The organism is Litorisediminivivens sp. KMU-197, from assembly GCF_056858395.1.
This window is the reverse complement of record NZ_JBXEQG010000005.1, coordinates 20,075-33,738: the sequence shown is the minus strand read 5'-3', so window position 1 is coordinate 33,738 and position 13,664 is coordinate 20,075. Positions and strand designations below refer to the sequence as shown.

At 66.8% G+C, this 13,664-nt stretch carries 9 protein-coding genes; all 9 read right to left on the bottom strand.

The genetic code is table 11. The features are described 5' to 3' along the window. Nucleotides 1–330: 330 nt before the first annotated feature. Entirely contained in the window at nt 331–1,920 is a 1,590-nt protein-coding gene (gene cysG / locus AC04PT_RS12385) for a siroheme synthase CysG (RefSeq protein WP_482874012.1), read from the bottom strand. Then, entirely contained in the window at nt 1,917–2,891 is a 975-nt protein-coding gene (locus AC04PT_RS12380) for a glycosyl transferase family protein (RefSeq protein ID WP_482874011.1), read from the bottom strand. Before AC04PT_RS12380 ends, cysG begins: the two co-directional genes overlap by 4 nt. Next, entirely contained in the window at nt 2,888–5,518 is a 2,631-nt protein-coding gene (locus AC04PT_RS12375) for a molybdopterin-dependent oxidoreductase (RefSeq protein ID WP_482874010.1), read from the bottom strand. The genes AC04PT_RS12380 and AC04PT_RS12375 overlap by 4 nt, the downstream gene beginning before the upstream one ends. After that, nucleotides 5,518–5,850, bottom strand: coding sequence for a nitrite reductase small subunit NirD (gene nirD / locus AC04PT_RS12370; RefSeq protein WP_482874009.1), 333 nt, complete (start codon nt 5,848–5,850; stop codon nt 5,518–5,520). Before nirD ends, AC04PT_RS12375 begins: the two co-directional genes overlap by 1 nt. Continuing rightward, entirely contained in the window at nt 5,847–8,279 is a 2,433-nt protein-coding gene (gene nirB, locus AC04PT_RS12365; RefSeq protein WP_482874008.1) for a nitrite reductase large subunit NirB, read from the bottom strand. The genes nirD and nirB overlap by 4 nt, the downstream gene beginning before the upstream one ends. A gap of 11 nt (nt 8,280–8,290) precedes the next feature. Next, nucleotides 8,291–9,229, bottom strand: coding sequence for a GAF domain-containing protein (locus tag AC04PT_RS12360; RefSeq protein WP_482874007.1), 939 nt, complete (start codon nt 9,227–9,229; stop codon nt 8,291–8,293). After that, nucleotides 9,229–10,929: an ABC transporter ATP-binding protein gene (locus AC04PT_RS12355; protein WP_482874006.1), complete on the bottom strand. Its 1,701-nt coding sequence runs from the start codon at nt 10,927–10,929 to the stop codon at nt 9,229–9,231. The genes AC04PT_RS12360 and AC04PT_RS12355 overlap by 1 nt, the downstream gene beginning before the upstream one ends. Before the next feature lie 31 nt (nt 10,930–10,960). Further along, nucleotides 10,961–12,043, bottom strand: a complete 1,083-nt coding sequence (locus AC04PT_RS12350; protein WP_482874005.1) for an ABC transporter permease — start codon at nt 12,041–12,043, stop codon at nt 10,961–10,963. A 77-nt stretch (nt 12,044–12,120) separates the two neighbouring features. Further along, entirely contained in the window at nt 12,121–13,485 is a 1,365-nt protein-coding gene (locus tag AC04PT_RS12345; RefSeq protein ID WP_482874004.1) for a CmpA/NrtA family ABC transporter substrate-binding protein, read from the bottom strand. Between the last annotated feature and the right edge of the window lie 179 nt (nt 13,486–13,664).

The window sequence follows — 13,664 nt, the reverse complement described above, 5'->3', positions numbered from 1 at the left end:
GCTCGACCTGTCCGAGCGTCGGGTACAGCAGCTCAGTCGAGAAGGCGTAATCCCCAAGGCGACGCGTGGGCAATACGACCTGATCGGTTCGGTGCGCGGCTATGTCATTTATCTGCGCGACCTGGCGGTGAAGGCCCAGGCCGGGGCGCCGGATTATGCCGCCGAGCGAGCGCGGTTCATCCGGGCCCGGGCGGACCTGGCCGAGATGGAGGCTGAGGCCAAACGCGGCAGCGTGATTGCCGCCGAGGATGTGGAGGTGGCCTGGATCGCGGTGCTGGCGCTCCTGCGCACGCGGCTGCTGGCGCTGCCGGACCGGCTGGCGCCGCGGCTCTATGCGGAGCCCAGCCCGGCGGGGGTGCGCGATGCCTTGCGAAGCGCCCTGCGCGAGGTTCTGGAAGAACTGGCGGAGAGCGATGTGCGCCCGGAGCAGGACAACGACGACGATGCTGAGGCTGCCGGGGACTTCGGTGCTGCACCGGACGGTGCGGGCGGCGCTGAAGGTGCTGACCCCGCCGCGGCCGGAATCGCCACCGGCCGGGCCGCGGGCGCAGCCTCGCCGCGCGCCATCGCCTTGGGCCAGGTCACGAGGATCGTGGCGACGCCCGTCACCTCCGCGCGCGTCAGCGTCGCCGGCAGCGCATCGAGCCGGCAGCGCAGGACCGTTTCGCCCGGATGCGTGACCCGCGCCGCAACCGTGACTTCCGCCGCGCCCGGCATTCCCCGCGCCATCAGCCCCGCCACGATCCGTGCCGACTGCCCCACCGACATATAGAGCGCCAGAGTCGTGCCGGGCTTGGCGTGGCGGGCGCAATCTGGGAGGGGATCGCCGTCGCGGCAGGTGCCGGTGGTCAGGATCAGCGTGTCCGACACGCCGCGCTGGGTCAGCGATTTCCCCGCCGCCGCCGCCGCCGCGCAGGCCGCCGTGACACCCGGTACGATCTCTGCCGGAATGCCGGCCCCGCGCGCAGCCTCCAACTCCTCCGCGACGCGCCCGAACACCCCCGGATCGCCGGACTTCAGCCGCACTACCCGTCGTCCCTTGCGCGCCTCGGCCACGATCAACGCGTTGATCCGCTCTTGCGGCCAGGCATGGGCGCCCACCAGCTTGCCGACGTAGACCCTCTCGGCGTCGCGCCGCGCCAGTTCCAGCGCCCGCGGATCGACCAGCCGGTCATAGAAGATGACGTCCGCTTCCTGCAGCCGCTGCACCGCGCGCAGGGTCAGTAGGTCGCCCGCGCCCGGCCCCGCACCGACCAGCGCGATTGAGCCCTCGGCCCCCGCATCCGGCGCGCGCCCCGCGGCAATCGCCGCCTTCAGCGCCTTTGCGGCCTCGCGCTCCGCCCCGCGGGTCCAGGCCTCGCGCGGCGCCTCGGCAAAGACCCAGCGCCAGAAGGCCCGGCGCTGCTCGGGGGGCACCCGCCGCGCCACCGCCCCGCGCATCCGCCCGGCAAGCGCCGCCAGCCCGCCCAGGTTGGGCGCCAGCATCTGCTCGATCTGGGTCTTGATCTGCCGCGCCAGCACCGGCGCGGTTCCCTCGGTGCCGATCGCCACCACCACCGGGTCGCGGTCGACCAACGACGGCGTCGTCAGGTCGCAGAGGTCGGGCCGGTCGACCACGTTGACGGCGCAGCCCGCCGCCCTGGCGATCCCGTGCAGCGCCGCGTCCAGCCCCGGGCAGCCGGTCGCGATGAACCCCATCGCCGCGTCCCCGAAAAGCGCCGGCGTCACCCGCCCCGGGTGATGCAGCGCGCGGCCCGCGTCGACCAGCGCCTCCAATTCTTCATCCAGCGCCGGGGCCGCCAGCACGATCTCGGCATCGGTCTTCAGGATCAGCCGCGCCTTCTGCGCCGCCTGTTCGCCGCCGCCACAGATCACCACCCGACGGCCGGTGGTGCGAATGAACATCGGAAAGCTTTTCATGTGCATGGCTCCGTCAGGTATCTCGGGACACGATGGCGCTCGGCCCAGAGGCATCGTGCAAGCTCGCCCGGCCGCGCGTGGCCCAGCGTATCCAGCGCCAAGGCGGCGGTGCCGGTCACCACGGCCTCGGCAAAGCGGTCGTCGAGTTGTCCCGACCAGAGCGCCGCGACCCGCCGCGGGTCTTCGGCCCCGTCGTCCAGCCGTCTTGTGTCGGCGATCAACGCAGGTGCGACGCCCTTCCACCCGGCACCGTCGCGCAACCCGAAGGTGGCGATATCCTTGGCCGGGTGTCGCTCGAACTCGCCGCCGCCGCCCTTGATGACGGTCTGTCGGTTCAGCCCGAGCAAAGCCGCCGCCTCTGTCTGCAACCCGCGATAGGAAGGGTGGAACACGCCCTGCACGCTGGCCTGGGCCCGGCCCGGATTGAACATCCGGCAGACCGTGTTGACGCAAGACCGCAGGCCCAGCACGTCGCGCAGCTTGAGCAGCGCGAAGAGCTGCGGCGACAGGACCTCCAGCGGCAGGTAGGCGAGACCGTGGCTGTCGAGCAGCCGGGACACCTGTGACGGCTGCTCCGCTTGCGGGATGCCGGCCGGCACCAGCCCGGCGCGCACTGCACCGTCGGCGCCATTGTAACCGTGCAGCAGCACGCAGTGCCCGGCCCGTGCTACCAGCCGCGCCGAGAGCAGGAACCACGGCAACCCGCGGGTGCGTCCGGCGGCATAGGAAGGCCAGTCGAGGTCGGGGCGGGGCAGGGGCGGCAGCGACGCCACCGCCGCACGCGCGAAGCCGGCGATCTCTTCGGGTATCTCGCCCTTCATCCGCAGCAGCATCAGCAGTGCACCCACCGCTTCGCGGTCGGCCGCGCGCGACAGCATCAGCGCCATCGCCTCCTCGGCCTCCTGCTGGTTCAGGCTTCGCGACCGCCCCGGCCCACGGCCCAGTATGCGGACGTAAGGCGCAAGGCTCATTCCGCGGCCTCCGGCGTGCGGCACGGCGCCAGCAGTTCCGCCAGTTCCGACCGGCAGGAGCCGCAGTTGGTGCCGGCGTCCAACGCCTGCCCGATCGCCTCGACGCTCATCAGCCCCTGCGCTTCGATGGCGGTGAGGATGGTGTTGACCCCGACCGAGAAGCAGGAGCAAAGGATCGGGCCGGGGTCGGGCCGGTCGGACGGGGTCACCCCGGTCAGCGCCTCGGGCGCCACGTCGCCGGGCAGGGTGGCGAGGTAGTCGCGCATCACTGCCACCGGCTGCGGCGAGACGAAGAGCGCCGCCAGCAGCCGGCCGCCGTCGTAGAAGGCCAGCCGGGCCAGGCCGCGACGGGTGTCGATCAGAGATTGCACCCGCGCCTCGGGCAGGTCGAACAATCGACGCGCCTCGGGCTCCCATTCGGCGACCGGAGCCAGGCCGGCCAGTTCGGCTCGGAAGCCCGCGGGCGTGCGGGCGCGGGCCCAGTAGGCGCAGTCGGGCGTGATCACTCCGGCCGAGACTGCGAAGCCATACCAGACGGCCTGCAGCTTCTCGATCGCGCAGACCGCGGCCTTGCTCTCGGGTTGGCCCGAGACCGGGTCGACGGCGCCGGCCACCAGCGCGTCGATCCGGCCCGAGGGCGCGGTCTCGCCGGTCCAGTGCATCGGCGCGAAGACGTCGCCTTTCTGGACATCGGCGGTGATCCGGGCGCGCAGCACGGCGCGGCCCTGCGGGCTGCTGACCTGCACCAGGTCGGCGGGTTGAATGTCCAGTGTCGCGGCATCGGCGGGGTGAATGTCGAGGAAGGGCTCGGCCAGGTGCGCCGAGAGCCTGGGCGACAGCGCGGTGCGGGTCATCGTGTGCCACTGGTCGCGGATGCGACCAGTGTTGAGCCGGAAAGGATAGCGCGGGCCGCGCCTGGCGATCGGCTCGCGGTGCCGCACTGCCAGCATCCGGCCGCGGCCGCCGTCGTGGAAGAAGCCGCCGTCCGCGAAGAAGCGCCCACCCTGGCGGGTCTCGGTCAGCGGCCAGCGGGCGGGGGCCAGCGTCTCGTACTCCTGATCGTCGAGGCCGCGCAGCGCCGAGATGTCGAAATCGCGGCCGAAGTGCCCGGCGATGCCAGACAGCGCGGCGTACTCGCGGAAGATCTCGGCCGGGTTCTGGTAGTCGAACCCCGCGGGCCAGCCCATGCGGCGGCCCACGTCCGCCAGGATGTCCCAGTCGGCACGGGCCATCCCTGGCGCGTCCAGAACGCCACGCTGGCGGCTGATGGTGCGGTCCGAGTTGGTGACGGTGCCGTTCTTCTCGGCCCATGCGGCGGCGGGCAGAAGTACGTCGGCCAGCCGCGCTGTGTCGGTCTCGGCGGTGACGTCCGAGACCACGGTGAACTCGCAGCCCTTGATCGCCGCGGCGACCCGGTCTGCATCGGGCAGGGTGACCGCCGGGTTGGTATGGATGATCCAGAGCGCCTTGATCCGCCCGTCGCCGACGGCGCGGAACATGTCGACCGCCTTCAGCCCTGGCTTCTCGGGGATCAGGGGCGCCTGCCAGAAGTCCTTGACCGCGCTGCGGTGGCTCGGGTTCTCGATGTCGAGGTGACAGGCCAGCATGTTTGCGAGCCCGCCCACCTCGCGTCCGCCCATTGCGTTGGGCTGGCCGGTGACCGACAACGGGCCGCAACCCGGCTTGCCGATCCTTCCAGTGGCGAGGTGGCAGTTCAGGATCGCGTTGACCTTGTCCGACCCGCTGGTCGACTGGTTCACGCCCTGGCTGAAAATCGTCACCACCTTCTCGGTGCTCATCCACAAGTGACAGAAGGCGCGGATTTCGGCCTCTTCCAGACCGGTGACCGCCGGATCGTCCGCATAGGCCGCCTTCAGCGCCGCATCGAACCCGTCGACATTGGCGAGGAACGCCTCGTCCAGCGCGCCGCCTTCGTAAAGGTTCACCAGCAGCCGGTTGAACAGCGCCACGTCCGAGCCGGACTTCAATGCCAGGTGCATGTCCGTGCCGTCGCAGCTCGCCGTCCGCCGAGGGTCGATCACCACGATCCGGGTGCCGCGTTTCGCGCGGGCCGCCAGCAGCCGCTGGTAGAGCACCGGGTGGCACCACGCGAGGTTCGATCCCACCAGCACCACCAGGTCGGCCTCGTCGATGTCTTCATAGGTCTGTGGAACCGTGTCGGTGCCGAAGGCGCGTTTGTGCCCCGCCACCGTGGAGGCCATGCAGAGCCTGGAATTCGTGTCGATATTCGCCGATCCGATGAAGCCTTTCATCAGCTTGTTTGCGACATAATAATCCTCGGTCAGCAACTGGCCCGAGACATAGAAGGCCACAGAATCCGGCCCGTGCCGGGCGATGGTGTTGGAAAAGCGCTTGGCCACAAGGTCCAGCGCGCTGTCCCAGTCCGTGTCCTGCCCGCTGATCCGCGGATTCAGCAGGCGATTGCCCAGCCCCACGGTTTCCGCCAGGGCCGAGCCCTTGGAGCAGAGCCTGCCCAAGTTGGCGGGGTGGTCCGGATCGCCCCTCACGTCCAGACCGCCCGCACCGTCGGGGCGCAGTATGACCCCGCATCCCACGCCGCAATAGGGGCAGGTCGAACGCTTTTCGGTCACACCCGCGTCGTTCATCACGCAGCGCTCCTTTGGGCCAGCTTGCCGGTGTCGAGCAGCACGCGCCCATCTTCGACCCGTACCGGGTACGTGGCGATCCGCCCCTCGTCGGTGCCCTGCGCCTGCCCGGTGTTCAGGTCGAACACCATGTTGTGCAGCGGGCAGGTCACCTTCTGCCCGTGCACGATGCCGTGGTTCAGTGGACCGCCCTTGTGCGGGCAGCGGTCGGAGGTGGCGAAGACCTCGGCTTCGGCGGTGCGGAACAGCGCCACGCAGCCGACCTTGGTCTTGACCACCCGCGCGCCGCGAAGCGGGATGTCGTCGATATCTCCGATGTCGAGCCAGGTCATTCCGCGGCCTCCAGGGTAAGATCGGCAAGGGGCCGGTACTGGTCGGCCTTTTTCGCGGCCTCCTCGGCCCAGGGATCCTTGCGATAGATGCTTTGCGACAGTTCGAACCGCTCGATCAGCGCCTTGCGCTCTTCGAGGTCGTCCAACACACGCTCCTTGACCCAGTCGAGCCCCACCTTGGCGACCCACTTGTAGGGCCGGTCGAGGTACTTTGCGTTCTCGCGGTAGAGCTGCATGAAGGCGGTGGCGAGGTCGATCACCTCCTGCTCCGATGCCACGTCGGCCAGACGCTCGGTCTCCTTCACGTCCATGCCTGCCGCGCCAGCAACCCCGATCTGGTAGCCCGAGTCGACGCAGACCACGCCGATATCCTTGCAGGTCGCCTCGGCACAGTTCCGCGGACAGCCCGAGACCGCCAGCTTGACCTTGTGCGGCGTCCAGGAGCCCCAAAGCTTCTTCTCAAGCTTGATGCCGAGACCGCTCGAATCCTGCGTCCCGAACCGGCAATGCTCCTTGCCGACGCAGGTCTTCACGGTGCGCAGCCCCTTGGAATAGGCGTGCCCCGAGACAAGCCCGGCCTTGTTCAGATCGGCCCAGATCGCCGGCAGGTCCTCGCCCTTGACGCCCAGAAGGTCGATCCGCTGCCCGCCGGTCACGTGCACCGTGGGCACGTTGTACTTTTCGGCGGCGTCGGCGATGGCGCGCAACTCCGCGGGGTTTGTCATCCCGCCCCACATCCGCGGCACCACGCTGAACGTCCCGTCCTTCTGGATATTGGCGTGCCTGCGCTCGTTGACGAAGCGGCTCTGGGGGTCGTCCTGGTACTGCAGCGGCCAGTCGGCCAGCAGGTAGAAGTTGATCGCCGGGCGGCAGACATGGCAGCCGTTGGGCGTTGCCCAGCCCAGTTCCTGCCAGACCGCGGGCTGCGATTTCAGCTCCTTTGTCTTGATCAGCCGCCGCACGTCCTCGTGACTGAGATCGGTGCAGCCGCAGATGCAGGCCGCCTCGGGTGCCGCGTAATCGTCGCCCAGGGTGATTTCCAGCAACTGCTCGACTAGCCCGGTGCAGGTCCCGCAAGAGGCGCTCGCTTTTGTCGTCGCTTTCAAAGACGGCAGGTCGGTCGCGCCGCCCGCGATGGCCTCGACGATGGTTCCCTTGCAGACGCCGTTGCAGCCACAGATCTCCGCATCAAGCGGCAATGCTGCAACGGCTGAGAGAGGGTCCGCAGAGCCGCCCCCCTGATAGGACGGCCCGAAGATCAGCGTATCGCGCATCTCGTCGATCTCGGTGCCGTCCTTGATCAGCCCGAAGAACCAGTTGCCATCGGCGGTATCGCCGTACATCACCGCGCCGACTAGCCGGTCGTCCTCGACCACCAGCCGCTTGTAGACGCCGCGCGCCGGGTCGCGGAACACGATGTCGTCGCGGTTTTCACCTTCCGCGAAATCGCCCGCCGAGAACAGGTCGCAGCCAGTGACCTTCAGCTTGGTGGACAATTCCTTGGGCGTGAAGACCGCTTCCTCGTCCAGCAGGGTCGCTGCAACGACCTTTGCCTGGTCATAAAGCGGCGCGACAAGGCCAAAAAGCTGGCCGTCGAACTCGACGCATTCGCCCACCGCGTAAACATCCGGGTCCGAGGTCTGCATCTGGGCGTCGATCTCGATGCCGCGCGCCACGGCAATTCCGGCCTCATTGGCCAGCCGCGTCTCGGGCCGGATACCGACCGCCATGACCACCAGGTCGGCGGGCAGGGTCTCGCCGCTTTCCAGCAGCACCGCCTCCACCTTGTCCGCGCCGAGGATCGCCTTGGTCGAGGCCTGCGTCTTCACTGTGATGCCCCGATTTTCAAGGTCCTTGCGCAGCAGGTAGCCGGCGGCCTCGTCCAGCTGCCGCTCCATCAGGTGCCCCATCAGATGCAACACGGTGACGTCCATGCCACGCTGCGCGAGGCCCGCCGCGGCTTCCAATCCCAGAAGACCCCCGCCGATCACCACAGCGCTGCCGCCTTTGCCCGAGGCTTCGATCATCGCGTTGGTATCGTCCAGATCGCGATAGGAAATCACCCCCGGCAGATCCTTGCCCGGCACCGGGATGATGAACGGCGCAGACCCGGTGGCGATCAGCAGCTTGTCATAAGCCACTTCGCCGTTTTCGCCTTTGACCACTTTTCGGTCGCGGTCGATGCAGACGATGGACTCGCCGAACCGGCAGGTGACGCCCATTTTAGCATACCAATCGTCGTCATGCGTGACGATCTCGGCATAGCTCTTTTCGCCCGACAGCACGGGCGACAGCATGATGCGGTTGTAGTTGCCGCGCGATTCGGCGTTGAACAGGGTGACTTCGTAGGCGTCCGGGTCTTGCTCGAACAGGTGCTCCAGCACCCGCCCCGAGGCCATGCCCGCGCCGATGACGACCAGTTTTTTCATGTCGTTTCCTTTCACGAATACCAGGCGACGACGTGCGAAAGCTCGCCCCTGGAATGGATGGGAACGGCGGTGACGTCCCTGTAGCCACCGGCAATGCCCGGCACGCCGCTTTCGACAACCGGCAGCCCGGTGCCCAGCACGCGGCCAATGAGCCCCTGCCATGCGGCAACCTTGCGCGGCTCTTCCGCCTCGCCGGTCCAGAGCGGGCCGTCATTGGCGCAGATGCCGTCGATCAGCACGGCCTCGTTGGCCTTGCCCACCTTGGCGGCGCGCGCATCCCAGATCTCGAAACGCCGCGCGATCGGCGTGCCGCGGGCCGAAAGCAGGGTGAGCACGAAGGTCTCGCCCCCCGGCACCGGGATCGGCAGGCCGAGCCCGGTGGTCAGCCCGGCCTTGCCCGCGCTTTCCGAGCGGATAAAGGCATAGCCCGCGCCCAGATCACGCATCAGGATCGGCGTACCCGACGCCCAGACCGCACCGGGCAGGCCCTGGCCGCGCGGGAAATGCGTGTGTTTCGAGACAAATTCGAAATGCTTGGCCGCGCCGTAATAGCCATCGTCCAGCATCAGGAGGTTGTCCTTGGCCTTCCAGGCTTCGATGGCGCCGATCCGGTCTTCGCCATCGCCGCAAAGCACGACAAGCACCGATTTCAGCGTTTCGCCGTCAAAGAGCGGCACCGCCACGGCGCTGGTGAGCCCCGCCTTCTCGGCGGCCTCGGCGCGCAGGAAGTTGGCCGGGTCGAACCCTTTGAACACCACCGGGCGCGCTTCGGCCCAGGCCTTGCCGGGCAGGCCTTGGCCCTTCTCGAAGGAGGTCTGGCCGGAGGCCTTGGCGAAGTCGTCCAGATCGCCGTAGTTGCCGCCCGCGAGCACCAGCCTGCCGTTCTCGGGCACCCAATACTCGGTGACCTGAACGAAAGCCTTCGCGTCTTTCTCGATCAGCGCTTCCATCACGCGGCTTCCTTTTCGTCTGCCTCGGGCTTGGCCTCTTTGGCCATCTCCGACTTGCCCTTGGCGCCGTGCTCGTATTCCTCGAGGAAGCTCAGAACCTGGTCGCGGTAGGCGTAGTAATCCGGGTGCTCCAGCAGCGCCTTGCGGGTGCGGGGGCGGGGCAGATCGACGTTGACGATGCGGCCGATGGTGGCTTGCGGACCGTTCGTCATCATCACCACGCGGTCGGCCAGAAGGATCGCCTCATCGACATCGTGCGTGACGCAGATCGCGGTCACCTTGGTGCGGCTCCAGACTTCCATCAGCACTTCCTGCAATTCCCAGCGGGTGAGGCTGTCGAGCATGCCGAAGGGCTCATCCAACAGCAGCAGCTTGGGAGACAGGGCGAAGGCCCGGGCGATGCCGACGCGCTGTTTCATGCCGTTCGACATGTCATTGGCCGAGCGGTCCATCGCATCGGCCAGACCGACTCGCTCAAGGTAGTATTCCACCACATCCTGACGCTCGGCTTGTGACGCTTTCGGATACACCTTGTCCACGCCGATCGCGCAGTTTTCCCGCGCGGTGAGCCAGGGGAAGAGGTTGGGCGACTGGAACACCACGGCGCGCTCGGGATCGGCGCCCTGCACGTGGTAGCCATCCAGCCGTATCGCGCCCTTCGAAATGCTGTTGAGGCCGGCGGCCATTGTCAGCACCGTGGACTTGCCGCAGCCCGAGTGACCGATCAGGGAGATGAACTCGCCGCGGTTCACCTTCAGGTCGAAATCCTCGACCACGGTCAGCGGGCCTTTCGGGGTCGGGTAGATCTTGTGCAGCTGGCTGAAGTCGAGGAAGCGTTCTTCGATCATGCCTTCCTGCGCTTCCTTGACGGCCTTCGGCACGCCATGCACCGGTGTCACGTCGGGCAGAATGCGGCTGCCTTCGACCTTTGCCTCGATGCCCACCTCCATCAGGTAGGTGGTCACCGCCGCGCGCAGCTTCTTGAAACCTTCGTGGTGGTTCATCTCGCCCCGGTCGCGCGGGCGCGGGATCGACACATTGAACTCCTCGCCCAGCGTGCCGTCGGGATTTAGCGGGATGATCCGGTCGGCCAGCATGATCGCTTCGTCCACGTCATTGGTGATCAGGACGCAGGTCTTCTTGTCGGCTTCCCAGATCGCCTCGATCTCGTCGGCCAGGTTGGCACGGGTCAGCGCGTCAAGCGCCGAAAGCGGCTCGTCGAGCAACAGAACCTCGGGGTTCATCGCAAGCGCACGCGCCACGTTGACCCGCTGGCGCATTCCGCCAGACAGTTCGGCCGGGCGGCGCGTGGCTGCGTGGCTAAGGCCCACCATCTTGATGTAATGCGCGGCCTTTTCGATCTTCTCGGCCTTCGGCATCTTGGGAAAGACCGTGTCGATCGCCAGCATCACGTTGCCCTGCACCGTGAGCCAGGGCATCAGCGAATAGTTCTGGAAGATCACGCCACGCTCCGGCCCCGGGCCGGTAATGGGCTTGCCCTTGAAGGTGACGCTGCCACGGGTAGGGGTGTCGATCCCCGCCATCATGTTGATCAGCGTCGTCTTGCCGGTGCCCGAGAAGCCCAGGAGAACGAGGAACTCGCCCTCCTGCACTTCAAGGTTGATGTTCCTCAGAACCGGTGTGGCGTTGGTGTCTTCGCCGAAGCTCTTGGAGACATTGTCGAATTCGATGATGCTCATCTGCTTGTCCTTTCCTGCGTTGCCGCTTCGGTCACCGGTTGTTCGAGAAGGTGAAGAGGGATTGCAGAGCGAACATCACGCGATCCAGCAGGAAGCCGATGATGCCGATGGTCAGAACCGCGACCATGATCTTGGCGAGGCTCGACGACGACCCGTTCTGGAATTCGTCCCAGACGAACTTGCCGAGCCCGGGGTTCTGCGCCAGCATCTCGGCGGCGATCAGCACCATCCAGCCGACACCGAGCGACAGGCGCAACCCGGTGAAGATCAGCGGCAGGGCCGAGGGCAGCACCAGCTTGGTGATCTTGGTCCAGGTGTTCATCTTCAGCACCTTGGAGACGTTCACCAGATCCTTGTCGATCGAGGCCACACCCAGCGAGGTGTTGATTAGTGTCGGCCAGAGCGAACAGAGCGTCACGGTGACGGCCGAGATGATGAAGCTTTTGGCGAAAAGCCCGCCCTCGGTGGCCGCCATGGCCGAAACGATCATGGTCACGATGGGCAGCCAGGCCAGCGGCGAGACTGGTTTGAAAATCTGGATCAGCGGGTTCAGGCCCGCGTTGGCGGTGGGCGAAAGGCCCGCAAGAATGCCAAGGGGGACGGCCACGATGGTGGCCAGTAGGAAGCCGAAGAACACGGTCTGGATCGAGGTCCAAATCTGCTGATAGTAGGAGGGCGCGCCGGTATAGGCCACGGTCTTGACCTTCTCGGGCGCGCCCGTGTCGATGAACTTCTGGTTCCGCTTCTCGACCATTTCCTCGAACTTGGCCTGTTTGGCGGCCTTGGCCTGTGCGTCCTCGTGCAGGTTCACCGCCTCTTCCCAGACCTGCACCGGTCCGGGTACGGCGCCCAGCGAGGTCTGCACCTTGGGCGCCAGCGCCCCCCAAAGCATCAGGAAGGCGGCGATCGCCAGCAGCGGCACCGCCAGAAGGCGCCAGATCTCCGTGATCTGCGCCCTGGGGTTGTCACCGGCGGCGGCTTTCAGGACCGGGGTGACCCAGCTCAGGCCCAGTACTTGCCACCACTTGTCGGCGGCGTTGATACGGGTGAAGAGCCGGGCGCGACGGGCTTCGCGGGCCTCGGCAGCGGCGAAATCGGGGTCAACGGTGGTCATCGGGGGCGTCCTCGCGTTCGGGGTAGCAGCTAGGGGTGGTGCCGCTTCTCGCCGTGGCGGGAAGCGGCAAGTCTTGGTCAGCCTTCGACGTCGGTGCCGACAACAATCTGCTCGCCTTTCAGGCCGATCGGCAGGCTGTCGAGATAGGCGTTGGGGGATTTGCCGTCGTAGGCAATGCCATCGATGATGTCCGCGGCGGGTGTCGGCGCCTTGTAACCATCGCTGTCCCAGGGAAAGTCTGCCTCGTTGGCCAATCCCTCGTCGACCAGCAGGCGGGCCGCTTCGAGGTAGATCTCGGGCTTGTAGACCGACTTCGCCACCTCGTCGTACCAGCTGTCGGGCTTGGCCTCGGCAATCTGCCCCCAGCGGCGCATCTGCGTCAGGTACCAGACCGCGTCGGAGTAGAACGGGTAGGTGGCGTTGTAGCGGAAGAACACGTTGAAATCGGGCACCTCGCGCTTGTCGCCCTTTTCATATTCGAAGGTGCCGGTCATCGAGGCGGCAATCACCTCCGCATCGGCGCCCACATATTCCGGGAGCGACAGGATCTCGACCGCCTCCATGCGGTTGGCATTGTCATTCTCATCCAGCCAGATCGCGGCGCGGATCAGCGCCTTGGTCACGGCCAGCGTGGTGTTGGGATACTGCTCGGCGAAGTCTGCGGTAATGCCGAAGACCTTTTCGGGATTGTTCTTCCACAGCTCGTAGTCGGTGATGACCGGCACGCCGATGCCCTTGAACACTGCCTGCTGGTTCCACGGCTCACCGACGCAGTAGCCATAGATGGTGCCGGCCTCCAGGGTGGCGGGCATCTGCGGCGGCGGCGTCACCGAAAGCAGCACGTCGGCGCCGATCTGTCCCGAGATGTTCTCGGGCGAGTAATAACCCGGGTGCAACCCACCGGCAGCCAGCCAGTAGCGCAACTCGTAATTGTGGGTCGAGACCGGGAAAACCATGCCCATGTTGAAGGGCTTGCCCTCGTTTTTGTACTTCTCGACCACCGGCGCCAGCGCCTCGGCAGAAATCGGGTGAATCGGCTTGCCCTCGGCGTCGGCCGGGATGTTCGGCTTCATCTGTTCCCAGATCTCGTTGGAGACGGTGATGCCGTTGCCGTTCAGGTCCATCGAGAAGGGGGTGATGATATGCGCCTCGGTGCCGAAGCCGATGGTGGCGGCCAAGGGCTGGCCGGCCAGCATGTGCGCGCCGTCGAGCTGGCCGTCGATCACGCCGTCGAGCAGCACCTTCCAGTTCGCCTGGGCTTCCAGCGTCACGAACAGGCCCTCGTCGAGGAAGTAGCCCTGCTCGTAGGCCACCGCCAGCGGGGCCATGTCGGTCAGCTTGATGAAGCCGAACGTCAGCTCGTCCTTTTCCAGTTCCAGCTCGGCCAAGGCCGGGCTGGTCATCGTTGTCGTGGCCGCCAGGGCGAGGAGGATGTTCTTCATGGGTCTGTCCCTTTGGTCTGCGCCCGGGTGGGAGGAGTGGCACCCGGGCAAAACATAAAAAGCCGCTGACGCACTCCACCGGTTGGTGGAGGGTCGAGCGGCTTTGCTCACGTATCCTCAGGCTATGAGGAGAATTCCGTACGTCTGGCCCCGTTGCCAGCCGATGCCCCGGTTATGCC